At 62.2% G+C, this 25,843-nt stretch carries 19 protein-coding genes and 1 tRNA gene; 10 read left to right on the top strand and 10 right to left on the bottom strand.

All coding sequences use genetic code 11. From position 1 onward, the window contains the following. The first annotated feature begins 15 nt into the window (after positions 1-15). The 4 genes from OBACDRAFT_RS18010 to OBACDRAFT_RS18025 all read left to right on the top strand — a co-directional run bounded on the left by OBACDRAFT_RS18010 (position 16) and on the right by OBACDRAFT_RS18025 (position 6,201). The gene (locus tag OBACDRAFT_RS18010) at positions 16-1,797 is read left to right on the top strand and encodes a DUF1553 domain-containing protein (protein WP_232767365.1); all 1,782 of its coding nucleotides are present in this window, start codon (positions 16-18) and stop codon (positions 1,795-1,797) included. After that, the gene (locus OBACDRAFT_RS18015) at positions 1,709-3,049 is read left to right on the top strand and encodes a DUF1501 domain-containing protein (protein ID WP_043588061.1); all 1,341 of its coding nucleotides are present in this window, start codon (positions 1,709-1,711) and stop codon (positions 3,047-3,049) included. Before OBACDRAFT_RS18010 ends, OBACDRAFT_RS18015 begins: the two co-directional genes overlap by 89 nt. A gap of 75 nt (positions 3,050-3,124) precedes the next feature. Beyond that, entirely contained in the window at positions 3,125-3,901 is a 777-nt protein-coding gene (locus OBACDRAFT_RS25725) for a four helix bundle suffix domain-containing protein (RefSeq protein WP_052362215.1), read from the top strand. 92 nt (positions 3,902-3,993) lie between these two features. After that, complete coding sequence (locus OBACDRAFT_RS18025) at positions 3,994-6,201, top strand: COG1470 family protein (protein ID WP_043588062.1); 2,208 nt, start codon at positions 3,994-3,996, stop codon at positions 6,199-6,201. Positions 6,202-6,257: 56 nt separating this feature from the next. Here OBACDRAFT_RS18025 and OBACDRAFT_RS18030 read toward each other — a convergent pair whose 3' ends face one another. Both OBACDRAFT_RS18030 and OBACDRAFT_RS18035 read right to left on the bottom strand, forming a co-directional pair. After that, positions 6,258-6,866 carry an HAD family hydrolase gene (locus tag OBACDRAFT_RS18030; protein WP_232767368.1) on the bottom strand — a complete coding sequence of 203 codons (609 nt, stop codon included), beginning with the start codon at positions 6,864-6,866 and terminating at the stop codon, positions 6,258-6,260. A gap of 138 nt (positions 6,867-7,004) precedes the next feature. Continuing rightward, positions 7,005-8,168: an alginate lyase family protein gene (locus OBACDRAFT_RS18035; RefSeq protein WP_052362216.1), complete on the bottom strand. Its 1,164-nt coding sequence runs from the start codon at positions 8,166-8,168 to the stop codon at positions 7,005-7,007. A gap of 181 nt (positions 8,169-8,349) precedes the next feature. Between OBACDRAFT_RS18035 and OBACDRAFT_RS18040 the strand changes: the two genes are divergently transcribed. Continuing rightward, a tRNA-Ser gene (locus tag OBACDRAFT_RS18040) sits at positions 8,350-8,439 on the top strand. A gap of 88 nt (positions 8,440-8,527) precedes the next feature. Continuing rightward, a complete protein-coding gene (locus OBACDRAFT_RS18045; protein ID WP_043588063.1) occupies positions 8,528-8,833 on the top strand; it encodes a hypothetical protein in 306 nt (101 codons plus the stop codon). Positions 8,834-9,121: 288 nt separating this feature from the next. On the opposite strand, the gene OBACDRAFT_RS18050 is transcribed toward OBACDRAFT_RS18045, so the two are convergent. From OBACDRAFT_RS18050 to OBACDRAFT_RS29005, 7 genes are all read right to left on the bottom strand, one after another. Beyond that, positions 9,122-10,912 (bottom strand): hypothetical protein, encoded by a 1,791-nt coding sequence (locus OBACDRAFT_RS18050; RefSeq protein ID WP_043588064.1) that lies wholly within the window; start codon positions 10,910-10,912, stop codon positions 9,122-9,124. A 45-nt stretch (positions 10,913-10,957) separates the two neighbouring features. Further along, entirely contained in the window at positions 10,958-11,176 is a 219-nt protein-coding gene (locus OBACDRAFT_RS18055; RefSeq protein ID WP_157837163.1) for a hypothetical protein, read from the bottom strand. Between the two features lie 78 nt (positions 11,177-11,254). Beyond that, entirely contained in the window at positions 11,255-11,521 is a 267-nt protein-coding gene (locus OBACDRAFT_RS18060) for a hypothetical protein (protein ID WP_043588066.1), read from the bottom strand. A 2-nt stretch (positions 11,522-11,523) separates the two neighbouring features. After that, on the bottom strand, positions 11,524-11,805 hold the full coding sequence (locus tag OBACDRAFT_RS18065) for a hypothetical protein (protein WP_043588067.1): 282 nt from the start codon (positions 11,803-11,805) through the stop codon (positions 11,524-11,526). After that, on the bottom strand, positions 11,802-11,996 hold the full coding sequence (locus tag OBACDRAFT_RS18070) for a hypothetical protein (protein WP_043588068.1): 195 nt from the start codon (positions 11,994-11,996) through the stop codon (positions 11,802-11,804). The genes OBACDRAFT_RS18065 and OBACDRAFT_RS18070 overlap by 4 nt, the downstream gene beginning before the upstream one ends. Beyond that, entirely contained in the window at positions 11,993-12,169 is a 177-nt protein-coding gene (locus OBACDRAFT_RS29000; protein ID WP_198529937.1) for a hypothetical protein, read from the bottom strand. The genes OBACDRAFT_RS18070 and OBACDRAFT_RS29000 overlap by 4 nt, the downstream gene beginning before the upstream one ends. Beyond that, positions 12,159-12,653 (bottom strand): hypothetical protein, encoded by a 495-nt coding sequence (locus OBACDRAFT_RS29005; RefSeq protein ID WP_198529938.1) that lies wholly within the window; start codon positions 12,651-12,653, stop codon positions 12,159-12,161. Before OBACDRAFT_RS29005 ends, OBACDRAFT_RS29000 begins: the two co-directional genes overlap by 11 nt. 435 nt (positions 12,654-13,088) lie before the next feature. Here OBACDRAFT_RS29005 and OBACDRAFT_RS18080 point away from each other — a divergent pair, with 435 nt between their 5' ends. The 4 genes from OBACDRAFT_RS18080 (at position 13,089) to OBACDRAFT_RS18095 (ending at position 25,104) form a co-directional block, all read left to right on the top strand. Next, positions 13,089-13,526 carry a hypothetical protein gene (locus OBACDRAFT_RS18080; RefSeq protein WP_157837164.1) on the top strand — a complete coding sequence of 146 codons (438 nt, stop codon included), beginning with the start codon at positions 13,089-13,091 and terminating at the stop codon, positions 13,524-13,526. Between the two features lie 271 nt (positions 13,527-13,797). After that, positions 13,798-15,525 carry a terminase large subunit gene (locus OBACDRAFT_RS18085; protein ID WP_043588070.1) on the top strand — a complete coding sequence of 576 codons (1,728 nt, stop codon included), beginning with the start codon at positions 13,798-13,800 and terminating at the stop codon, positions 15,523-15,525. Positions 15,526-15,570: 45 nt separating this feature from the next. After that, positions 15,571-16,623 (top strand): hypothetical protein, encoded by a 1,053-nt coding sequence (locus OBACDRAFT_RS18090; RefSeq protein ID WP_157837165.1) that lies wholly within the window; start codon positions 15,571-15,573, stop codon positions 16,621-16,623. Between the two features lie 24 nt (positions 16,624-16,647). Continuing rightward, a complete protein-coding gene (locus OBACDRAFT_RS18095; protein WP_043588072.1) occupies positions 16,648-25,104 on the top strand; it encodes a hypothetical protein in 8,457 nt (2,818 codons plus the stop codon). Positions 25,105-25,452: 348 nt separating this feature from the next. Here the strand turns inward: OBACDRAFT_RS18095 and OBACDRAFT_RS18105 are convergent, their stop codons facing one another. After that, a complete protein-coding gene (locus OBACDRAFT_RS18105) occupies positions 25,453-25,836 on the bottom strand; it encodes a hypothetical protein (RefSeq protein ID WP_043588074.1) in 384 nt (127 codons plus the stop codon). Between the last annotated feature and the right edge of the window lie 7 nt (positions 25,837-25,843).

Genomic DNA, 25,843 nt, shown 5'->3' on the forward strand with positions numbered 1-25,843 from the left:
CGCTTCTCGTTCCCAATGAACCCCCGCAAACACCGCCCCAAGCTAATTTGGCTCTTACTGATTTCAGCCTTCAGCCTTCAGAGCTTCAGCCTTTCAGCCGCCGCGTCCGTTGCGCCTCACCCGATTGACGACCTCGTCAACCAACGCCTTGCCGCGCGCGCCATCACGCCCTCGCCGCTCTGCACCGACGCCGAGTTTCTCCGCCGTGCCTGCCTCGACCTCATGGGCGCTCTGCCCACCGCCGAGCAGGCGCGACGGTTTCTCGCCAACCCCGCCCCCTCCGCCATCAAACGCGTGCAGCTCATCGACTGGATTTTTGAGCAACCCGCCTTTGCCGATTACTGGGCCATGCGCTGGGGCGACGTCCTTCGCATCAAAAGCGAATTTCCCAGCAACCTCTGGCCCAACGCCGTGCAAGCCTACCACACCTGGCTCCGCGCCGCCCTCGCGGCCAACACGCCCTTTGACCATATCACGCGCGACCTGCTCCTCACATCCGGCAGCAACTTCCGCCAGCCCCCCGTCAATTTTTACCGCGCTCTCCACAAACGCACCCCCGCCGCCATCGCCGAAAGCGTGGCGCTCGTGTTCATGGGCGTTCGCCTCGTCCCCGGCTCGCCGGAGGCCGAGGGTTTTGCCGCCTTCTTCACCGATGTCCGCTACAAGCGCACCGACGAATGGAAGGAGGAAATCGTATACTTTGCCGGCAACTGGCCGGTGTATCGAAATTCCACTACAAAAGAAATTGTCGAACCCCGTCTCCCCTCCCCCCCCCCCCCCGCCGCACCTTCCGCCGCACCGACGCCCGCCTACGACAAGCGTACGCAAAACCCCCGCAAGATCGTCGCCGACTGGCTCACCGCGCCCGACAACCCCTGGTATGCCGCCAACCTCGCCAACCGCACCTGGGCCGCCCTCTTTGGACGCGGCATCACGCAACCCGTTGACGACGTCCGCCCCGACAACCCGCCCGTCGATCCAGCCCTGCTCGCGCTGCTTTCCCGCCATGTAGTGGAAAATAACTACAGCCTCCGTTCGCTCCTTCGCTTCATCGCCACCTCCGACACCTATCAACGTTCCAGCCGTCGCAATGCCACCAACCGCGCCGACCGCGATGCCTGGTCGCACTACATGCCGCGCCGTCTCGACGCCGAATTGCTGGCTGACGCCATCGGCTCGCTCACCGGTTCTTACGAAGCGTTTTCCAGCCGCATCCCCGAGCCCTACGCCTTTTGGCCCGACGATTTTCACGCCGTCCAAAATCCCGATGCCAGCGTGACGACCGGCTTTCTTGAGACATTTGGCCGTCCCGCGCGCGACACTTCCTACGCCTACGAACGCGACCTCAATCCCTCAATGGCGCAGGCCCTTTACCTGCTCAATTCCAAGCCGCTCAACGCCAAGATCGAGAAACGCAACGGTGGCGTTGCCGCTCTCGTCAAGCAACACGCCGCCGATCCCGCCGCTCTCGCCAACGAACTCTACCTCGCGCTTCTCTCCCGTTATCCGACCCCCGCCGAACGCGCCCGCGTCGTCGAGCATTTGGCTCCCCCCCCCCCCCCCCGTCGTCCGCGACATCCACCGCCAAGTCCAAAACACCTCCGATGCTCGTCGCCGCGCAGGATGTCGTCTGGACGCTCATCAACACCAAGGAATTTCTCTACAACCACTGAATACCAAAGCCTTCAGGCTTTCAGTTTTTCCCACCATGCACGCCCACGACCCCCTCTGCCAGCACCACGACCACGACGAAGACGCCGCCTATCGTCGTGCTTTCGACCTCGTCACGCGCCGTGATTTTTTGCGCATCGGCGCTCTCACCATCGGCGGACTTGCCCTCGCGCCCTGGCTCCGCGCCGCGCCCGCGCCCAACGCCCGCGCCAAGGCAGTCATTCAGTTGTTCCTCTTTGGCGGCCCCTCGCACCTCGATACCTTTGACCCCAAACCCCAGGCCCCCGCCGACTACACCGGCCCCTGGCGAAAAGCCATCGGCACCAACATCGACGGCATCCAGATCAACGAACTCCTCCCCCTCAGCGCCAAACACGCCGACAAATACAGCCTCCTGCGCGGCCTCTCCCACAACACCAATGGACACGAGACCGCCACCTACATGATGCAAACCGGCACCCGCCCCGGCGCCGATTTTGTTTACCCATCGATGGGCGCGGTCGTTGCCTGCAAAATGGAGGAGGCCGGCCTGCTCAAAGGCCGCTCGCTCCCCCCCTACATGACTGTTCCCGTCGCCATCGGACGCTTCTCCGAAGCCGGCTTCCTCGGTCCCAAATACCGCACATTTGTCCCCGGCAACCTCAGCGACCCCGCGACTGACGCCGAACGCACCCGCCTCGAAACCCGCGCCGCCCTCCTCGCCGACCTCGACGCCTTCGGTCACACCGAAAAAGACCTCTTCGAAGAAGACGACTACTACCGCGATCAGGCCCGCGAAATGGTTTTGGGCAAATCCCGCGCCGCCTTCGACATCTCGCAAGAACCCGAAGCCGTCCGCGAACTCTACGGCAAAAGCGAATTTGGCCGCGCCTGCCTCCAAGCCCGCCGCCTCGTCGAAAACGGCGTCGCCTACGTCACCGTCAACATGCGCGGTTGGGACACCCACCGCGACCAGGCCGACCGCTACAAGAAACTCATGCCCGACCTCGACCGCGGCTTCTCCGCCCTCCTCACCGACCTCGCCCAGCGCGGCATGCTCGACAGCACCATTGTCACCTGCGGCGGCGAATTTGGACGCACCCCCAAGTTCCTCATGGACCCGCCTTGGAACGGAGGCCGCAACCACTACGGCGCAGCCTTCTCCTGGGCCATTGCCGGAGGCGGCTTCCGCGGCGGCGAAGTGGTGGGCGAGACCGATTTCCGCGGTGAAAAAGTCATCAAGCGTGTCATTTCTCCCGGCGACCTCTCCGCCAGCATTTACCGCCAGCTCGGTATCGATCCTTCGGGTACACTCCCGCACCCGCGTGGCGTCTCCGCCCCCGTCGTCCCGCAAACCACTGCGCCCGCCAACCCCCTCGACGAAATCCTCCCCACCTAACCGCGTCACTCGACTAAAAACGATTTACGTCGACTTAAATCGACTTAAGTCGCCTCCCCCCCCCCCCTCCGAACGATGCCAGCCTCCCCGCCAGCCCCCAACCTATTCGACCCATCAGGCGGCTTCCGCACACTCGATGCCTGGGTGCTCGCCAACATCGCTCAACTGGGCACCCAACACTTCTGCCAAAAATTCCTCACCCGCCAACTTGACCCCACCGGACGCCAATACGACCAGATGACCCAAGCCGCCCGCTCCGGCAAAGCCAACCTCGTCGAAGCCTCCGCCCGCTCCTCCACCTCCAAGGAAACCGAACTAAAACTCACCGACGTAGCCCGAGCCAGCCTTGCCGAACTCCAAAGCGATTACGAAAACTGGCTCCTTCGCCAAAACCAAGTCCCCTGGCATCGCGACTCCCCTGACGCGCGCGAAGTCCTTGCCATCCGACTCGACAAACCCACCTACGGCACCGACTTCGTCCACGACTCCTGTGTGCACCTCCTTGCCCAGAAGAAAAAATTCTCCAAATGGCTGGACACTGAGGACTCCACCATCGCTGCCAATGGCCTCCTGCTCATTCTCACCCGCGCCATTCGAGTCATCATGCGCCAGATGGAAAAGCAGGGAGAAATCTTTGCCACCCGTGGAGGCTTCCGCGAAAAACTCACCGCCATCCGCGTGGACGCCCGCGCCCAACAAGAAGCCGCCCCGAACTGCCCCGAATGCTCTGCCCCCATGAAACGCCGCAAAGCCAAAACCGGCCCCAATGCCGGCAAAGAATTCTGGGGCTGCACCGCCTACCCCCAATGCAAAGGCATCCGCGAAATCCCCCCTCCCGCCAACCCGACTTAAGTCGCCTTAACTCGACTTACATCGATTTACGTCGCCCCCTCTCCCGCCATTCTCGCCATTCCACCCATTTCGCCCATCCCGCCCAACCCACTATGCGATCCTCCCCCCCCCCCCCCCCCCCCCGCAGGCTGCACAACCTTTTACACTCAGCCCTCAGCCTGCTACTCTTCAGCCTCAGCCTTACACTCACTGCGGCCCCCTACATCGAGTACCTCTATCCTGCAGGTTCCCCCACTGCGCAAACCCTCGAAATTTCCCTCGGCGGCAAATCCCTCGACGGCGCCCGCGAAGTCTGGATCAGCGGCGAAGGCGTCACCGGCGAAGTCCTCTCCGTCAAGCAACCCACGCAGGCGCAAATCAACGAAGCCAAAAAGCGCGACGAAGTCGCTTCGCAGACCGCGCGCCTCCGCCTCACCGTTGCGCCCGACGCTGCCCCCGGCACCCGCGACCTCCGCATCATGGCCGACGCCGGACTCTCCAACCGCTTCCGCTTCGAAATCGGACGCCTCCCCGAAGTCTTGGAAAAAGAGCCCAACGACACCCTCGCCACCGCCCAAGCCCTCCCCCCCCCCCCCCTCACCATCAACGGACAAATCACCAACGCCGACCGCGACCACTTCCGCTTTCGCGCCACGGCTGGCGAGCAACTCCTCATCCAAGTCCGCGCCCGCGCCATCAAACCCTACCTCGCCGACGCCGTCCCCGGCTGGTTCCAGGCCCGCATGGCGCTTCACGACGCCGCCACCGGCAAAAAAATCGCCGAAGTGGATGACTTCCGCTTCGACCCCGACCCCGTGCTCCTCTGGACCGTCCCCGCCACCGGCGACTACATCGTCGAGATATGGGACGCCCTCTCGCGCGGACGCGAAGACCTCGTTTACCGACTCACCATTGGCCGCCTCCCCTTCGTCACCGACATTTTCCCCCTCGGTGCCGCGCCCGGCCCCGCCACCCTGACGGCACGTGGTATCAACCTTCCGGGTACAACGGCGGAGTGGCGGCGCGACTTCACCGGCCAGCCCGCCGGCACGCACCTCATCGGCGACGACACCAACCCGCTCGGTCCCACCAACCGCCGTCTGTTCGAGATCGGCACGCTCCCCGAAGTTTTGGAAAAAAAGGAACCCAACAACAACCCCCGCCAGGCCCAGCGCGTCACTCCGCCCGTCGTCATCAACGGCCGCATCGACAAACCCGGCGACACCGATTGCTTCACCTTCACCGCGCAAAAAGGCGAACGTCTCGTCCTTGACGTCATGGCCCGCCGACTCGATTCCCCCCTCGACGCCAAACTCCGCATCGGCCCGCCAAAACCCTTCAACGAAGCCGCCAACGCCGCCGAAGCCGCCGCCCTCGCAGCCGGCAAACCCAAGCCCCGCCGCATCGCCCCCCCCTTCAGCGACGACGTGAAGGACGAACGCTACGGCCTCGTCACCCACCACGCCGATCCGCGCATTGATTTCACCGCTCCCGCCGATGGCGAGTATCACGTTTTCATCGAAGACACCCAGGATCAGGGCGGCCCTGAATACGCCTACCGACTCCGCATCGCCCCCCCCCAGCCCGACTACGAACTCCGCGTCCTGCCCGACAACCTCAGCGTCCCCGCCGGGGGCAACGTCGTCGTGCAACTCCGCGCCTTCCGCATCGACGGCTTCGACGGCCCCATCACCCTGCACCTCGAAGGACTTCCCGCCGGCTTCGCGCTCGACGGCGCCACCATCCCCGCCGGCAAAAACGCCGCCACCCTCACCCTTGCCGTTCCGCCCACCGCCGAGCCCGGCGTTTACAAACCGCGCTTCTCCGCCGAGGCCGATATTCCCGATCCCGCCAACGACGGAAAAACCAAACGCGTCCGTCACGACGTCAACGCCGCCGAGGAGTTGATGCAGGCGTTTTTTTACACACACACCGTGCCCGTGGCGCAGAGCTATCTGGTGGTCGGCCCGCTCGCGCCCTTCCGCGTCGAACTCGCGCGTCCCGCCGACGCCGGACCGCTCGAACTCCCGATCAACACTGAAGTGGAAATCCCGATACGCGTGCTCCGCGAAGGGAAACAAAAGTTCAACACCCCCGTTCGCGTCACTGCCACGCGCGGCGGCAAAGGCGTTGTCCCCACCGCCGCCCCCGTCGCTGCGACGGAGACCGATGGCGTGATAAAAATCCGTTGCACCGACGCCAAACGCGTTGGACAGGAAGGCGTGCTCATCATCGAAGGCACGCAGCGCGGCAAAGGCCAAAAGATCACCGCCACGGCCCCTGCGCTCCCCTTCCGCATCGTTCAGGGAAGTAGCGAGTAGCTGAAGTTACGCAGGAGTCGCAGGATGCCGCCGCTCCTTGGCGCCTAACCTACTCGCTACCCGTTACTCCGACTGGGCACGCGCACGAATTGCATCCCGGCGGCGATGGCGCCGCGAATGCCCGGCTCGGCGTCTTCAAACACGAGGCATTTTTCCGGAGGCACGCCCATGCGGCGGGCGGCTTCGAGAAAGATGTCAGGCGCGGGTTTGCCGCGTCCGGGGGGCACGTCGAGCGGCGTGACAACGATGGAGAACAGGTCGCGCAGACCGGCGGCATCGAGCGCCGGATAGGCGATTTCGGGACCGCCTCCGGTGGCGATGGCGACGGGGTGGGTTTTGGCGACCTTGCGGGCGAATTCGACGACCGGAGCGATGTGTTCGAGCGCGTCGAGTTTATCCAGATAGAGTTTTTCCTTTTGCTTGGCGACAGAGTGCGGGTCGATGGAGAGTCCGTAGTGTTTGCTGAAAATCTCGGCCACGCCGGTGGTGGAAATGCCGCCGAGCGAGTAGAAAAAATCTTCGTTGAGCGAGCCAGGCATGCCTGCGCTGCGCATGGCCTCATTCCAAGCCAGATAGTGGACGGGCATGGAATTAACGAGTGTGCCGTCGAGATCGAAGATGTAGCCGGCGAAGTCGGCGTCGGGAATGTCGAATTGGATGCTCACGCTCGCAGCCCATTGAGCGGCGCGGCGACTGGCAATGGTGATTTCCGTGGCGGCCCCGGCGGGGGTTGGACTTCTGTCGTCATCGCTTGCCGCATTCCCACGGGATCGAGGTCAGTCGTTTCAACGTCGCGCAGCGCGTCATCGGGGACGTGATTGGCGTGAGGTGCGCACGCCGGGTTTCAGAGCGGCGACGCGGTCCCACGGGTTTTGGGCCAGTGCGTCGTAGGCGTGCGCAAAACGCGTCTCGCCGGTTCCTTGGGCGGCCAGACTGAGGAGGAGCGGAGCCAGGGTCGGGTTGTAGGTGTCGATTTGCGGCCAGGTCCAGGTGCGTTCGCCGAGTAGAAACGGCAGCATCCAGTCGATGGCGGCGATCAGACTGCCGGATTCGCGGATGGCATGACGCCACAGATCGATCTCGAAATGGCGGGCGATGCGGGCAAGGAGGGCGAAGCCGATGAGGTTGAAGGTGGAGTAGGAAAACGAGAGGGTGCGGGCCAGTTCGTGAGGCTGGCTGCCGTCGGGAGCGATCTGTCGGGCGATGCGGTCGAGGCTGAATTGTGTGATCTGCCGGCGGGCGACGTCGTCGCATCCGCAGAAGAACGCGTAGCACGCCACTTGCGCGTCATACCAAGTGCCGTGGTTGTTGTGTTCGTTACATTCGTCGCGTCCGTGGTCGCTGGTGAGGAGCCAGTCGAGGTAGGCGGCGAACCAGTCCTTGAGTCCGGCGAGGTGGGCGGGGGTCCAGTCTTCGTTGAAGTCGAGATGGGTGACGGTTTCGAGCAGGAGGCAAAGCGCGTTGGTGTCGATGATGCCGATGCCGCGTCCGTCGCAGATGCCGGGGATGCGCTGGGCGTAGCGCAGGTGGGGATTCATGCGGGTGCCGGGGTCGAGGAACCAGCCGCGGAGGAGGCGTCCGGCGTGATGCGCGTGGTCGCCGGTGCCGTCCACCTTGGAATGCAGGACGAGGGCGGAGAGGGCGGCGCACATCTGTTCCATCGTGGTGCGATCGGAGGCGTGGTATTCCGGGTTCACCTCGCCGTCGCGCCGGATGTAGGGGAGGCCGTCGGGTTGGGCGGGGTCGGGCCACCAGTAAGGCGCCTGGCTGACGTAGTCGTGAAGGTCGCCGCTTGGGGCGGGTTTTGGTTTGTCCACGAGCGTGATGCGTTTCTGGGCGAGCGCGGCATCGGCCTCGGCTTTCAGAATGGCGGCGGATTCGGGGCGGGCCCGGGTCCCGGACTGAAAGGCAAGCCAGATGGAATCGTCGTGGATGAGGGTGCGGGGAGTCGAAACGGAGGTGGCCATGTGTGAGGTGAGGACGAGTGGGGATGGATTCGTGGGAGATGATGGGGGGCGGGTCAACCCACCCTGGCGCGCCGGGCCGCATTGAGGACAGGTAAACCGGCATGAGAAAGAAACTTCGGTGATGGAAATTTTGGGCTTTTGTTTTAGTCGCTGGCAGCTACGTTCGCGCCCCTGTTTGCCCGGAGAGGTGGCAGAGTGGTCGATCGCGCCTGACTCGAAATCAGGTGTTGGTGAAAGCCAACCGGGGGTTCGAATCCCTCCCTCTCCGCCAACAACTTAGGAAAATAAAGCCGGTCCTTTTGGGTCGGTTTTTTTGTTGGTAGTTGACAGAGTTACCCCTTTTCTACCTCTTTTCGCTCATGAACGCCCCCCAATCGGTTGTCGAGCAGCGTAAGCAGCAGATAGATCGCCTGAAGCAGATTATCGAGGACTTCCGATTGGCCGAGGATAAGATCATCGAAACGGGCGGACAGCTATTCTCGGATTTTCTGCGAGATGCCCTTCCGCGTGTGCAGGGTTATGCGTTGGAGACGGGCAATCTGTCCGGCAAGATCACGGTCGAGGTCTCAATTAACCTGTCGCGCGACGACAAAACAATCTCGATGGAGGGGATCATCATCCCGCCCCCGACCAAGTTGTTCAGGAAGGCGAGCGTGAATTATTGAGCCATGATTACCCCGCTATCACAGCTTGGCCTTGATGCCGACGAGGTGCGGCGGATGTGCGCCAGGCTTGGTGTCACTGCCGAGCCTTCTTCCCCAAGGACGGAATGCTATCGAGCCAAGCTGCGAACAGAGATGCTGGATGGTGAAGCACAGCGGCGGCGCATGGCTCAGTTTTCCGTCAATGAGCCGTTTATTGTCGGCATGGCTATGCGCGGGCTCGACGTGAAGGTGATTGCCGCCGGGTGCATGTGCACGGAGGAGACCGTTTACAAGCGGTTGCGCAGATACTCAATCCTCGGACGCAGGAAGCCAGTCGATCGAGAGGGAGCGAAGCAGAAAATTGAGGTCGTTGAAATATACGACTATTAGCCGGAGTGTGATGCGACGCCCGGCGAGCTTGAGCCCGGCAAGTTGTTCCTCGCGGGGATAACGGGTGCCATGCCAGCGTCCGTAGCGACGTCCTTCGCTCTCGGCGTAGATTCCGACGTAGACGGGCGTGTTGCGCTGCCACTGGAGGCGGACTTGGAGAAATTCTTTCACGAGGTCGGGCGAGCCCATGTCTTCGTTAGACAGTTCGAGGATGGCGACGGTGGCGTTGGCGAAGTGGAGGCGGGGAGAAGGAAGGGGGGCGGGTTGCCATTCAGACCAAGGTGTATCCATCACTAGGATACGTCCGTCGATGTCGTGAGCGTAGGCGTTGGCAGTGTCGTCAACGGAGACCTTGGGGAGTCCGGGAATGACAGCGGGGGCGCTGGCGGCGGGTTTCCTCTCTTCTGGCAGTGGTGCGGAGTAGGCGGAGATTTCCCATGTGTCGCGTTCGCGGAGTTCGGACAGGTCCGCCGTGAGAATCGAGCCTTGGCGCGTGATGGCTACGAGGTGGGATCGTGCTCCATTCCGCTGAAGGATGAGGTCGGCGGCATCGGTGAGGCGGATCGGCCCGGTGATCGCGCCGGGGCCGTCGTCGGGTTCGTGGTAGGCGTAGATGGCGCGTGTCCCATTGGCGAGCGGGGCGAGGACGAAGAGGAGTGCGTTGTCGCGGTCGTAGATGAGTTGGTAATCGCCGGCGTCGGCTGGGGCGGATGACATGGCGGCAGACCAGAGGCCCGCGCCGCTGGAGGTGGCGATGGGCAGATCGCGGCTGCGTTTCTGGCCGTAGCCGCCTTGGGTTGCGCCGGACTCCCGGTAGATTTCGTGATCGGCGGCAAAGTAGTAGGCGATAGTGCCCTCGCTGTCGGATGCGCAGTTGGGGGAGAGGGCGGCTGACGGGGCTTGCGTGGGGGTTTGCTGCGTCTTGTTGGCGTCGGCGCCGTCCTCGAAGCCGGAGAGAGTGATAACGCCGGCGTCGGTATGCACGCGGACAGCCGTGATGTCCACTTGCAGGGCCGTGATGCGGGTTGCGCGTGTGTGCGCGATGCTGGTGCAGGATGTTTCGAGCGAATAGATGCCTTCGAGATTCGGATAGAGCGCCGTGGCGCGTTCGGTGGCCCATACCTTGAGCGGATCGGTGGCATTGCCCGCTCCGTAGATCACTTTATCGGCAGTAGTGACCCATTGGATACATGGAGGGAAGTGGACTTTCGCCGGATGGTCGGTATCGGATGAGGGCACGCCGGAGCCGAGGGCGCGTAGCGTGCCGCCAGCGTAACACAGGTTTGGATCGACTCCATTGCCGAGCCAGAGGTTGCCGTTGATCCATGAGCCATACCAGCGCAGGCCGGGCGTGGCGTTGAGTCCGATGTCAGGCGCAGAGACCGAATACCCGCCGCCTCCATTGCCTTGACCGACGAGCCATGCGCCGCGAGATCGGCGAGCGGCGGAGTCCCATGCGAGAAGGACCGTGTGCGCGGTCCCGGTCAGTATGACGAGGTGGGTTTTGCCGACCACACCCCTCCCGGCCAGTGCCTGGTCGATTTTCGGGCGGATGTCAGAGATGGCGGGTGTCCACGAGGGGCCGCCGATGATGGCGCCGGAGGGAGTGAGGATGATGCCCTCGGCCTTGCGCATGGATCCTCGCTGCTGGTCTGAGGTTTCGACGCTGTTGCGGATGCCGAGAAATCGGCGAACGTGAAATGTCTGCATGACGTGCAAGCCAATGCGGACAGGGCAGAGATTGCGACCGGTTGGCTAGTCGATGTAATCCTCGAAGACCTCGACTGATGCTGGATTGATCCTCGGCTTGCGTCCGCGCGGCTGCTGGTAGCGATGGAGGGCTGGCGGCAGGGTCTTAGCAAGGCGCTCGATCACGGGTGAGATGTCGGCGGCACGGCCTTGTCGTCGTGTCTCCGTGTAGAGACGGTTGAGCGTGTCGGGCGTGAGCATGAGGTTGACGCGCTGTTTTTTCAATGGAGATGGTTTGCGACCTGCGCCGGGGCGGCTTCCGCCGTGTCTTGATTTATTTTCCATGTTTTCAAGAGGCGACAATCAGTCCCCAAATGCAAGCTCTCGCTGGGTGTTTTGGTCCAGCTTCGCTTTGATCTGTTCCATCAGTGCGAGCGCGGCGGAGCGCGTCTCCCGGCGATAGGTTTGCAGCACTTCGCGGTCCGCGTCGGTGCAGCAAATCGAGTAGTAGGTTCTGCCGGTGTCGGGATCCGTGCAGGGGCAGATTGTCGCCCCCTTGCACTTCTCAGGATCTTCCCACGGTGGCAGGGATGCCGGCATGGCGGCAAACATGTCGAGTTGGGCGGTCATGGTTATTGGCTGGCTTCCTTCACTGCGCGCTCCACAAGGTCAACCGTGGTGCGGTTGGCGGTCCAGAGCTGGTTGTGGCTGGCGTTTCCCTTGATCTCGTCGCGGGCTGATCCGGGATAGTCGAAGACGCCTTGCACGAGAGTGGCGACCGCGCGCTGGTTTTCAATGTCGAGGCCCACGAGGTCGTCGCAGGCCATGCGGAGCCAGAACAACGCCATCTGGCCCTTCTCGGATTGGTTGAGTTGGCGGACTGCGTGTTCGATGTTGGTTATGTCGGTGCTCATGGCGTGGATGGGTGAAGATGGCTGCCTGATTGAGTGTTGGCCGCGCGCGCGTTGTCGCCGGCCTCTTTGTGCAGTGCCCAGCGGATGGTATCCCATTTCTCGGAATGTGGGTATTCGGTGGGATCGGCGGCTTGGAGGGCATCGAGCAAAACCTCCAACTCGGCCTGCGTGAAGTTGTCGAAGCGGCTCATTGGTTGGCCTCCAGAGTTGGTTGTGTTCGTTTTGATAACAGTTGCGCCAAAACTTCGGCGTCATTCGCAGCGTCAACGGGGTCGCGCGTGAGTGCCCCACGAAGCGCGGTCTTAAGCCAATCCGATGCGGTGAAATCGGTCAGCACGTCTTCTATTGTTTGGTTATGCGGCATTGTAGTGAGCGATGATGGCAGTGGTGATGGCGGCGGCATAATCGTTGATCAGATCGAGGCGTTCCTGTGTGCCATCTGGCGCAGGACAGCCGCAGTTCAGTAGGAATTGGTTGTGGTCCATTAGGTCTCCAAGGGCGGCGAATCCGCGATATTCACCACGAGCAGGGTCGCCAGCATAGGCAATGTGTTCGTCGGTGAGCTCACCGATTGCGCGAGCAGCAAACACATCAGGAGTGGGGAACAACGCCTTGGCTTGGCTGCGCACTGCCTCGTTCGGCGAGAAATCCAGCATGAAGCCGGGAATGCCGCCATCGTAATGCCGAGCGATGCCATGCTCTACTTCGGCATCGGTGAGCCCCTCGATGGCGGGCATATCGCGCCAGACCAGCTCATCCAGCCATTCGCGGGCTTCGGCGAGCAATTCGGGGGAGAGCAGGCGGCTTGTTTCCGCCTCCTCTGTTTTGGGTGTGATTGTTGGGTTCATGGTGTCCATCTTGTTTGAATACGTTATTAAATCAAGAATAAAATAACGTATTTTTTCAAATTAACGGAAACTCACGGAAACTGTCGGAAACTCACGAAAACCCTAACGGAAACCCCCAACGGAAACTCCGTAGTGTTTTAACAAACTACGGAGTGTTTCCGTTGGTGGGTAGGTTTCCGTTTTCGTTAGGGTATGGGGACAATCAAGTTTGAATTAATACCCGCAATTTCAAGAATGGGGGATCGGCCAAATACCACCAGAAAGGGGTGGGAAGATACGGAAGGTGGGGGTGGCAACGGATTGGAGTCCGTCGGGATTGGGGCATTTGCGTGGGGTATGCCTCGCTCCACTCGCCAACCAATCACTCCGCCTCCGGCTGATGCCGGGCACTCGCTGGCTCTCGCACCAGCGTCGCCGGCTGACCGCGAGAGGGCAGTGATTGCGGAGCTTTCCCGGCTTATCACAGAGGATGATGTCGAGATGTGCCTGGCCGAGCTGCGCGACTGCATCAAACACGCGCAGATCACCGTCCGGGCTCCGCGCGCGAAGTGGAAGGAAAAGATCGAGACCACAGGGACGCCCGCGATCGGTCAGACCTCGAAGCGCAAGGGCGGCGAGAACAACTACACGTGGATTCCGGATCGGGCCTCACGGATGGCGGCGATCCGGCTGATGCTAGCATACAAGGCCGGGATGCCGGCCAACCTCCTCGATATCCACCTCACCACTCCCCAAGAGACAGCAAAGCCGATGTCGAAAGAGGAGCAGGTCAAGACGCTCAAGGAGTCCGGCATCGACCTCCAGGATATTTTTGAGACGTGGACAAAGCCGATTTCTCAACAATCTGCAAATGTGGAGGTTGTGGATATTTGAGGGTTTGTAACCTGAGTAAATGTCAGAGGCTATTATTTTAGAATACGATTAGAATCAATGTATTATGCGAAAACAATTTCGACGAAACCTCTTTTCTACCCCTTTCGGAACGAAGAGCGTTTACGGCGATTATACCGCACCAACCCCCGAGTTGAAACCGTATAACGCGCTATAAACGCCTTCAAATCAGCAAAAAGGGGCATTTTTCCACAAATCACATGAGCAATACAGATAACGACATGGAGAGGTGTGCAAGTGTGAAAGGATCCCGATGGGTGACGTGACACAGGACAATATCAAGGCACTGGCACGGGTCGATCCGGAGGTGTGGTTTGTCCTGTTCGCGGTGCTTAAGGACAAGGAGGGCAAAATCCTCCCCAAGCGGAAGCCGAACATCCTGCAAAAGCGGATGTTCGCAGCCTACCGGAAGTGCATGGCGGAGGGGAAACCGTGCAAGATTTTGGGTCTGAAGCCGCGGCAGGTGGGGCTTTCGACCATTGTGGCTGCCATCACCTATCACCACATGATGAATCACGGGGGGCTGTCCGGGGCGCTGATGGCAGACAAGACCGGGACGTCAGACAAGGTGTTTGAGATTTTCCGCACGCTCGCGGAGCATGACAAATTCGAGTGGGGCTATGGGCCGATGCCGAAATTCGGCGAGCCGGGCAATCTGGCGGACGAGATCGTGTTGCCGAGCGGGTCAATGTATCGGAAGGAGACGGCCGGATCAGCGCGTGCCGGCGCGGGCGGAACGATCCAGGTAGCGAATGCGACAGAGGTGGCTCACTTCCCGGTCATCAAGGGGAAAGACCCGGCGCTTGGCTTCTTCAATTCGTGGTATGACGAGGGGCCGATGAGCATCGGCATGCTGGATACCACGCCAAACGGACCAACGGGGATTTTTTATGAGATGTGGCAGAACAAGAAAAATGGCTACATCCGGATTTTCGCAGCGTGGTTCGAGTTCCCCGAGCATGCCAGACCGTTCGCATCGGCGGCGGAGAGGGAAGCGTTTTCTTTGGAGTTGGATGATGAGGAGAAGCAGGAGATTGAACGCTATCACGTCACGCTGGAGCAACTGAACTGGCGGCGGTGGAAGATCGCCGACAAGTGCCAGAACGACCCGAACAAGTTCCGCCAAGAGTATCCGTCGAACGACGTCGAGTGCTTCCTGCTCAATGCGCGGCTGCGGTTCAAGGCGGCGACGGTGCAGAAGTTCGTGGAGTTGTGGGGTGCGATTCGTCCGACGGTTGGGGAGTTGTCGATGCAGAACAATCAGGCAGTGAGCTTCGTGCCGGATGGCGAGGGGACGGTGGAGATCATCGAGGAGCCGCGCGTGGGGTGCCGTTATCTGGTGTCGATGGACACGTGCACCGGACGGGACCAGCAGCAGTCGGGGCCGAAGGCGGACCCTGATTACCACTCGATCGGGGTGCTGCGTGACGGGTATCGGGACGCGAACGGGCGCTGGTGGCCGCCCCGGATTGTGGCGCATCATTGGTCGCGACTGGAATCGGAGTATGCGGCGCTGGTGGCGGCGTGCCTGTCGATCTACTACGGGCGGTGCATCGTGATTCCCGAGGTGAACAACTGCGGCATCTACCACGTGAAGGAGTTGCAGCGGCTGGAAATTCCGGTGTTTGAGCGGACGACCACCAACAAAACGGCGGGCACGGTGGACAGGATGGCAGGGTGGCGGACGGACCCGGCGACGAAGAAGACGATCATCGACAATCTGGCCGGGTTGATCGCGGAGTGGAAACAGGAGAATCCGACATTTGAGTGCCCGTTCATGTGGATATTGGAGCAGCTTGCGGTGTTCGTGCGACACAAGGACGGGACGGTGCGTGCGATGAGCGGGAAGCACGATGACGGAGTGATGATGCTGGCGATTGCATTGTGGAATCGGGCGATGGCGACGCTCTACCGGGAGCGGAAGCGGAAGCCGGTGCGAGTGGAGGATGTGAACCGGCGCGAGGGGTGGAGTTCGTATTGAGACAACCGATGGCGGGTGGAGGCCGCCGGGGGCATCACGGCTGGCATGATTACAAGACGAGACCAAGAAAGAGCCTACAAAAAACGCGAACGTTACGGCTGGGAAACGGATTTCGACGGAGGCAGGTTGCCGGACGGACGAAAGATCACACGGGGCGGACGGATGCTGTCTGCCGAGGATGCCGCCCGGTCGGAGGCGGAGCGCGCACGCACGGGCTACGACCCGGGCGAGGGACGCAGGCTCTACGAGCAGTTGTCGGCGCAGTCGAGGGGGCTGGCCGTGGGCGGAGGGAGCGGGTTGGATGCTGACATGTCGGGGCGTTATCAGACGCCTGTCAGGGATGTGAATGTGGCAAGGGCCAGAGCGGACGGGCAATTCGACTCGATCCGGTCGCGCTACAATGTGACGAATCAGGGGCGGACGTTCATGGACATGGACGGGAATATTCAACCGGCAAAGCCTGTCGTGTCTGCGACGCCGGACGCCGGACCGGGGACGCAGGCCGCGCAGAAGGCAGGTGATGCGGGGGGGGCATCTGCTGAACCGTCATGGGCAGTCGGGCAAGGGTCTGATGGCAAGTGGACCGGATTCAACAAATTTGGCGAGCGCCAGCGTTTCGATTCGCAGGAGGAGGCGCGTGAATTTTCAGGCGGGTTCGGACGGCATGCGAACGGCACGGCGGCTGAGGCGTTTGCCAATCCCGCAAAGGTTGCGCCGACGGCGGCGGCTCCGGCGGCGGTGTCAGCGGCGCCGTCCGTTCCGGGTTTGCCGGCCACGTCGTCGCCGGTGCCGACACCCCGGTCATTTGATGATCCCGGCTTGCCCGGTGCTCAGAAGACATTTGCGGCGTTGCCGGAACTGTTGCCCGGTAGCCGTCCGGCAAGCGCGGCAGCGTTGTTTGATGCCCCGCGTGAGGAGCCTGATTCGCTAATGGCAAACAAGCCGGCGAAGTCTCGCAGGCCTGCGGCTGGCGGCACACGGTTTGACCCGGAACCGATTTACAGGGCCGGGCGCGCGATTGGGAAATGGTTCAGTAGTTTCGGCGGGGATACCGAGGAAATGCGCGCGCGCCAGCGGATGGCGGCGGCAGGTCGGTGATTCGCAACTTCTATTTTTTCACGAATGGACTTCACGACTTTGGATGATCTCGACGGGGAGGATGTTTTTTCGGATGCGTATGCCGACAAGATGGCGCGCCGGAATGTTCGCCGAGCTGCGCAGGCCGTGCGCAAGCAGCGCAATTTCACGACGAAGCAGGAGGAGGGTGTGCGGGCGGATGCCTACAAGGCGCGCGGCCTTGATGTGGACCGGGATATTGCCGGGCGTGTTTTCCCGGCGGACTCGGAGGCGAATCGTGCGGCGGGGGTTCGTGCGCCGAGGGTTGGCACGAGCGGGCAGGTGGACCCGGATGATTTGGCCGGGGTGGATGCGAGCGTGGCGGAGTTGCCGGCGATGCGGATTGAGCCGCCGCAGTTGAAGGTGGCGCGGGCGGAGCGGTCCAAGTTGCGCGAGGTGGTCAAGTTTCACGAGGATTCGCTGAAACAGTGGAAAAAAGGCGAGGGGAAGGACCTGGTGTTTCAGGACGATGGCGAGGGTGGCGAGATCGACACGGGGCCGCTGGCCGGACAGATGGCGCAGTTGGAAAAGGACGCAGGCGAGACGGTTGGTTTTCTTGAGGGTGCGTTTACGTCGGCAGAGCGCGGACAGCCGACTGAAAAAGCGAAGGCGGCGAGGGCGGAGTTGGATGCGCTCGCGCCGAAATACGAAGCGCTGAAGCAGAAGCGCCAGCGAATGCTGGAGGACAAGAAGCGGGCGGAGGAGGTTTACGGCAGGGCAAATCAGTCCTATGGGAAAATTTTGACGGACACCTATGGTGTGTCCGGTGACAACGTGGAGTCTGCGGTGGTTGCCGAAAACGCGGAGCGAGCGGTGCGTGGCGAGGCTCCGATCGACAAGTCCGCGCTGGCAGAAGTGACGACGCTGGCGGATCCTGACGACGGATTGCCGGTGTATTCCGGCCAGCGGATAGGCCCAAATGAGAAGACTACGAAATTGAGGAAAGGGTATCGTCGGGAGGTTGACGGGCAGGCGGACGGGACGGCCATTGTCACAGACTATCCGCTGGAGGCGTTTCGCAAGACTGCGGACGGCAGCGCCGATCTTGTGTCGTCGGCACTGAGCGCGAAGGTGGGGCAGCGTATCGAGAATGGCGAAGGTGTCGGCATCGACGCCGAGGTGATGGAGCTTGATCGCCTGCGCAAATCCGGCGTGAAGTCGGTGGATGGCCGCCCGATTGACGACGTGATCGGGGAGAAGGGCGGCGAGGATGCGGTGAATGACGCGACGTTGTGGAATTCCGTGCGCAGGCTGGAAAAGCGCATTGCCGGGATTGACGTGGAAATGCCGGGCGCCAATGACGCACGCAAAAAATCGTTGGCTGACATGCGGGCGGTGTATTCGCGAACCCTGGCGGAAAAGCGCGGGTTGATGGATCAGCTTGCGGGCAGGGGCGAAGGTTTTTGGGGGACGCTGGCAAGGACCGGAGCGGATGCGCTGAAGTCGTTCGCGAGCGGCGGCAACGCCTTGCTGAAGATGGTCGGCGACATCTACGGGCTGGCGACGGGGGATTTCGATAATGCCGCATCGAGGACGGGCAAGGAGGGCATGGAGTTCTGGCAGGGCAAGAAGTCGGATAGGGCGCGGATGCTTGAGGGGGCCCGGTCGCAAAAGGTGGATTCCGAAGAGGGGTGGCATCGTCAGGCGTGGGCGTATATCAGGGAAACGGCATCGAATCCGGCACTCCTTGCGAATGTGCTGGCGGAACAGGCTCCGAATTTTGTCGGGACCGGCGGTGTTGGCACGGCGGCCCGCGTCGGAGCGGAAAAGCTTTTGTTGAGAAAGGCTGTGACGGATGCGGCAAAGCTGGCGGCGGCGACGCGGGCGGCGAGAATTGGCGTTGGTGCCGCGGTCGGAGCCGAGGTCGCGATGCAGGGCGCGGACGTGGCCGGGGATTTTTACGCGGATTTCATGCAGCGATTGGAGGCGATGCCGGAGGGGCGGGCAAAGCAGATTCCAGAGATCGCCGAGTTAATGGAAGGTGGGGCTTCACTGGATGGCGCGAAGCTGGCGTATGGGTTGGCTGAGGCCCGAAAGACAGCGGTTCTGGCTGGCGGAATATCCGGGCTTACCAAGTTTTTGCCGGGAGCTCAGACGATTGAAAAGACCTTGGTGGGGGGGGGCGCGAAGAAGGAAGCGAAGGAGGTTGCGAAGAAGACGCTGGGCAAGCGCGTGGCAGGGGCCGTGGGCGGCGCCGGCGGCGAAGCGACGTCTGAGGCGGTCGAGGAGGGCGGTGGACAGGTCGCATCAAACCTGATGGCAAAGCCGGTCGATCCTGAGCGTCCGTTGATGAAGGGTGTTGGCGAGGCGGTCGGACAGGCGGTTGTTACTGCTGGGCTGATGGGCGGCGGCGCCGGGTTTTTGAATGGCGGCGGCGAGGGCGGCGCCACGAGGTCGAACGCCCAGCCTGATCCGAAGAACGGCCCGACTACGCTTAACTGGAGTATCGAGAATCCGGATACGGGCGGGGTGGAGACGGTGACTGTTTCCGGTGCGACGGATGCGGAGGCCCGGCAGAAGACGTCGGAGATGTTTCCGATGCTGGCGAAGTATGAGGCGGGGGCGGTGCCGTCGAAGGAAGACCAGATGGCTGCATTTACCCGTGCGCGCGAAGTGAACGGACGAAATGCCGCGCCCGCGGGCGACGAGGATTTTTCACCGGAGGTTGATGATGAGTTGCGGGCGGAGATGGGAGGCGAGCCGGGTGGAGAAAAATTGGCAGGCACGGTGAAGCGTGGCGACATCGTGGCAACCAGGGCGGGCGACTTCCGAGTTTTGGGCAGGCATGAGGAAACGGGCGCGCTAAAGGTCAGGTGGGAAGACGGGCGCGAGGCGACGCTTACTCCCGATACTTTTGGAAAATACTTCGAGGGCGCAACGGTGCGGGAGGCAACATCTCCGACCGCTCCGGCTGCGGAACCGGCGAAGTCGGCGGAGATAGCCGCCTCTGAAACCAAGGCCACGCCTGCGGCGTCGCAATCTTCTGTGCAGGGGCCCGCCGGCGGAGCCGGGAGCGCGCCCAACCCGAGGTCCGGTGCTGAAACCGGCGAGGTTCCTGCGCCAATTTCCACCACGCCGGAGACGGAAGGAGGGACGCCGGACGCTGGACGCCGGACCCAATCCCCGGAAGCGGGCGAAACGCCCGCGCCACAACCTGCGCCGGCGATTCGACGTGGGGAGAACAAGCCGGCGCACTTCGTGAAGACGCTGGTGAAGGCGGTCGGGATGAAAGGATCCGACAGGGCGAGCCGGTTTTTGTTGGATTTCGCGCCGCGCCTGCACCGGGCGAATCCGGAGGCGTTCGAGCAAATGGAGGTTCACACGCTGGACAACGCGCAGTGGACAAAGGCAGAAACCGGGAGCGCCACACCGGACAGCGCGGCAGCCTACAATCCGGAGACGAACACGCTCTACATCAACACGGACCGGGTGAAGACAGGCGAGGATATGGTGAGAGCGGTTGTGCATGAGGGGGGGCATTTTGCGGAGGCATTCGCTCTCGGGAATGAGTTTGCACAGAATCAATGGGAATCGCTGACGGATGCGCAGCGTGAGGCGTCGGCGATGGAGTATAATCCCGGCGATAGGCGCAAGGGCTCCGAGTTGAAGGGCGACATCAGTGCGCGTTCGGAGTGGGTGGCGTTCCAGTTTGCGCGGGTGATTCGCGGAGACACCGATCAGATGAATCCGCAGATGCGGACGAAGTTGCAGCGGTTTTTGACTGCCGTGCGGGATTTGGTTCGCAGGTGGTATTCAAAAAATCAGGACATCACGACGGCGGAGCTTGACCGCAAGATTCTGGAGGTGATGGGGTTTTCGGAGGACGGGAAACGCATAAAATCAAAGAAGGAACCGGCTCAGCAGAGCGCAGTTCCTTCAATCCCCACTGAAGGGGCCGCGGAGTCTCCGGTTGCCCAGGTTGCCGCGAGCGAGGGAGAGTTTGCGCCGGGGCCCGTGGTGCGGGCAATCCTTGAAAACCGGCCCATTGATGAGGATTTTTCGCCAGTTGACCGGATTCGCGAGAATCTGCCCGATGCCGACGAGACGCTTGATCCAGATGCGGTCGGGGGGGCGAATAGTCAGATTGTCACGGATGATCCGGAGGCCGGGAACATGGTTTCGACGGTGCCAACGGAAGAGGGACCGGTGGTTGAGGCGAGGCAAACGGAACTAGCAGCAGAGACAGAAGCGGGCGAAACGCCCGCGCCACAGGTTGCGCCCAAACCGGCGAAGAAGCCGCGTGCGAAGAAGGCGAAAGGGTTGTCTGACGCGGACCGGGCGGAGAATTTTTTCAGGGCGGACCGGGTTATCCCTAGGGCCGGCGGCGGATTCGACAAGGTGGTGGATTTTACTCGCGGCGAGGATGGCAACTGGTCGGTGACGGTGTGGCGGGTGAACAAGGACGGAAGCCCGATCAAGGGGGAGCGGTTGCGCGAGCATTCGACGTTCCCGGATGAGCGGGCATTGCAGGCATGGGAGAAGGAGAATCCGGCGGGGAAGCCCGGTATGCTGGGTTCGCCGGCAGTAGGGCAGACGTTGCGGGAGGCGGATGCCACGATGGTCGAGGACAAGGGGGAAAAGCCTTTGCTCGACACGGCGAACACCAACGCGGAGATCATCAAGCTGGCCGCCATCGAACTCAAGTCGTGGCCGGAGTCGGTCAAGGCCGCCGACGGCAGCGGGATCGACATGAGGGTGGCCGACAAGGGGAGCATGAGTGCCCGGGTGTGGCATCTGATCCGGGAGAGCCAGGGCAACACGCTTCACCGGTTGAAGGCCGGATGGTTGCCGCGCGTTCCGGAAACATTGAAAAATGCCCAGGTGAGACTGGTGGACGAGCGGGACAATACCCGCGTATTCGTGCGCAAATACGAGGGGGGGATTCATCACGCGGTGGTTGTCAGGCCGGACGGAAGCATTGCGGAGCAACGGCCGTTCGAGGGGAGCCTGACGACGCAATTCCCCGTCACGAAGGGGGATTTTCCGCGAAGCCGTCAGCAATACATGCGGGTGGACTGGGTTCACCCCGATATTGAAGACAATGGGCTACGCCGGACCGCACCCAAAGCGACGCCTCCCGACACAACTTCCGGCTCAGGCCGGGAGGAATTCCGCCAAAACCCTGACACGGAGGGCGGGCGGGGTCAAGTCTTGGGTTCGCCGGCCGTAACGCCGCCGGCGGCGGCAGAGATGGAGAAGGAGCCGGGGCCGGGCAGGGAATTCAGCCGATTCCCGGACAGTCTGCGGGATCGCGGGCAGCCGGTGGAGCAGATCGAATACGATGTGCGCCATCAGGAGGACGTGGCGAAGGAGGCCAAGCGGATTATCAAGGATCGAAGTGAGGCCGGAGCGGAGGCGATGGCCTTGGATCGGGGTTCCGGTCTGAATGGCGATGTGCGGGTGGGCATCATCGGAGAACTGATGGGGCGGCGCGCGGCGGAGTTGAAGGATGCCAAGACACCCGCCGATGTGGAGCGGATCACGAGGGAGCTAAACCGGCTGGCAGGCGCGGCGCAGCCGACGCTTGCGACGGAAGCAGGGCAGCAGATTGCGATGTTTGCGCACATGTATCGGGATCAGCGGGTGGCCGCGCCGGCGGAATATGTGAAGGCGGTCCATACGCGGCAGAACAACCGGATGGGGAAGGCGGCAACGGAGGCCGTGGACGGGGCGGCAGACGAGTTGAACAAGGCTTCACGCAAGGCAGTCGGGAAAGCGGCCGAGGAAACGGAAAAGGGGTTGCGGACAGTGAAGGTGAGCAAGGCGATCTGGCAGCAGTATCGCGAGGACGCGGCGCAAAAGATGGTGGACATGGTTGACCGGGTGGCGGACGAAAAATCGCCGAAATCGCCGTTGCAGGAGTTTGCCGGGCGTATCGTGAAGGAGATGCAGGCGAGAATGGAAGGCGTGATGCCGAAGACTCCGGAGGCTCCGGAGGCTCCGGCGGTAGAGTTGCTGCGCGAGGCGATGGCGAACCGGGAAAAATACGGCGAGGTTTTTGAAACGGTGCGCGAGACGTTCGTGAAGGAGTTTGGCGAGGGGTCGCCTGCGGTGCGGGAGATTGACCTGGCGCTGGCGAACATCGGGGCGCGGCCGTATTCGGATGCGTTGCTTGACCGGGCGATCCGCGAGGCGCACCGGACGATGCGGGTAAAGGTGCGCGACTTGGCGAGGCAGCATATGACGCGGGTGGATGTGCACGCGGAAGGGCTGGCGGCTGACTTGGTGAAGCAGGCGGGGTTGACGGGCGCGGACGCGGATCGGGTGGCGGCGGAGTTCACGGAGCGCGTCAAGGGGATGCTCGGCGAGGAGCGCAGGAAGGCGCTGAAGCAGATGAAGGAGCGGATCGACACTCCGAAGGCGCGGAGGGTGTTGAATGTGATCGAGCGTTCCGGGGTTTTGAATAATCTGGGGGCGCTGTCACGCGCTGATATGCGCGATGTGGTGGCGAAGCAGTTGAAATTGCCGGAAGTGACGCCGGGGCAGATGAAGAAGATCGCGGTGATCGCGGACCGGATCGAGACGGCGCCGAACTCAACGGCAAAGGCGCGGGCGCAATTGGATTTGCTGGATGAAATGAGGCTGGTCCGTGGCGTGGGGCGGGTGGATATTGCGATGGCATTCTGGTATGCGAATTTGCTTTCCGGATACACGACCCAACTGGTCAATGCGACGGGCAACGCGATGCTGGGGGCGTTGCAACTGGCTTCGGTGGCAGTGGCCGATCCGAAGCGTGCGGGAGATGCGGTGCGGGGTTATCTTGAGGGGGCCGGGACGGGGTTTGCGGATGCGCGTTCGATCATGGGCCGGGGGTTTGGAAGCAAGGAACTGGTGGCGGCGTCGAACAATGACGTGAGCGGCGGCGAGAATGTGAAGACGGGCGAGGGAAGCAATGTGCTGGAGATTGTGGCGCGCGGTGATGCCGGGGGGCGGGTGTCGCAGGCGGTGGCGAAGCCGTTGCGGTATGTTTACCGGGTGATGCGGGCCATCGACTCGATTTTTTACCATTCGGCACGCGAGGCGCACATGCGGGTGGCGGTGGCGAAGTTGCTGGAGGGGAAGTTTTCGGGGGCGGAGTTGCGGAAGCGTGTCCGGGAATCGCTTGGGACCGCGCCGGACCAGTTGTTGCGGGCCAGGCGGCAGGCGGAGGCGGAGGGATTCTCGGGGCATGATCTTTCGCAGCGGGTGTTTGACTTGATGCAGGAGCATCGGGTGCGCGGGCTTGGCACCGAGACGCTGGCGAGCGCCGTCCATTTTGGTTTGGAATCGACCTACAACCAGAAGCCGGAGGGCTGGGCGGGTGTGCTGGCCGGCGCGGTAAGCGACGCGGCGGAGAGCTTCAAGCCCGGCGGCGTGCCGGTGCTGAAGGCATTTTTGCCTTTCCTGAAGGTGCCGACGAACGTTTTCAACACGGCGCTCAATTTTACGCCGGTGGGGTTGGCCCGGGCCAGATTGGGCGTGGTGACACAGGAGAGGGCTGCGGACGGTTCGCGTGTGCGGAGGGAGTTTAACTCCGAAGAGCGGGCGCGGCTGGCGGTGCAGTCAATCGCGGGGTCGGTGCTGCTTACGTCGCTGGGTTTGCTGGCGTATGGTTCGGGGGATGACGATGAGGAGCCGTGGTTTTCGATCACGGCGAGCGGGCCGTCGGATTACCGGCATCGCCAGCAACTGGAGGGGGCGGGGTGGCGGCGCAACACGATCAAGCTGGGGAAGGTGCGCATCCCTTATCAGGATTCGCCGCTGAATGTGCCGCTGGCGCTGGTCGGCAGTTATTTGGATGCGTTGCGTTACGGGAAGGAGAAGGAGGAGACGGTGGCGGCGCGGGCCATCGGTGCGACGCTTGGGGCTTCGCGGGTGATTTTTGACACGTCGATGCTTTCGGGGATGGGGCAGTTGATGGACATGGTGCAGGGGAAGGCGTCGCCGGATGCGGTGACACGGTTTCTGGCGAGCGTGCCGTCAAATGCGCTGGTGCCGGGCGTGAACTTGATGCGGCAGGTGGACAGGACGATCAATCCGAAGGTTTACGAGACGGACGGGCCACTGGGTGCGACGGGGGCGCAGTTGCCGTTTGTGCGGGCAACGGGGAGCGTCAAAACGGATATTCTGGGCGAGGAGGTGGAGCGGTCGCCGCTGGAGCGGTTTGTCCACATGGAGGAAGGCGATCCACTGCGCGAGGTGCTGAAGGATAAAAAGCTGTTCATCACGGTGCCGTCGAAGAGCACGAAGCTGGGCAACCGGCAGATGACGGATGTGGAATACCGGCACTATGTGCAGATCAGCGGGCGGGGTATCGCACGGCGGTTGAGGCCGCTGGTGCCGGCGTTGAGGCGGTTGCCGGCGGAGTCGGCAGAGAAGCTGGTCACGGCAGTGACACGGGAGGAGCGGGATCGGGCGAAGGCGATGCTCCCGGCATTGATGCGCCAGCCGGGGGTGAGATTTAATCCGTTCGATGCGGATTAGGGACGGTGCTATTCACACGTCATTTCCAACTTGATCGCGAAGACTCCGCTTTTCCTTTTTGTGCTAAGTATCTTGCACTTGTAGGTGAGGCCTTCCACCTCAATGAGGAGCTTAAACGCTTTGATTTTTGCGTCTATTATCGCTTCTTCGCGCGTTTCTTTCCAGTCGCCTTGAACTATCACTGTTTGGGGAGGGCGAGTCGAGTTTTGGGCGTTGGCAAGCGGGGTGCAGATAAACATACCCAAAACGAGAAGGAAGGTTAATTGCCGGAATCTGTTTTTGGTAAGAAAGATCATAATCCCCTTCTGCTTCGTCTAAAACCGATCGCAGACAAGCACAAAATAGCCGTCACCATCCCCAACCGCCCCGGCCACCGCCCCAGCCATTACCGTAACCGTAGCCGTAGCCACCAGCGCCGCCGAGTTCGGTATCGGCGATGTCGAGGATGGTGGTGCGCAGGGCTCCGCGTGGGGCCGAAGGCGTCATGTAGGTGGGTTCGTCGTCGGGGGGAGGGGGGAGTTGCGGGGCGGACTGCGGCATGGCCGCCGCCATCGCAGTCGCGTTTGATCTGGCTTCCTTGCGGGCGGATTTGCGGGTTTCGTAGGCGGCGTGCCTGGCGTCGCGAGTCGCCCGCCAGTCCTCCGAGAGGGTGTCGCGTCGGGTGGATTTCGCCGCCGCCTCGGTGTCGCGTCGGGTGGCCGCGTTGGTCTTGGTTTCTGTGTCTTCGGCCATGTTCTCG

It is taken from the genome of Geminisphaera colitermitum TAV2 (assembly GCF_000171235.2).
GTDB lineage: Bacteria > Verrucomicrobiota > Verrucomicrobiia > Opitutales > Opitutaceae > Geminisphaera > Geminisphaera colitermitum.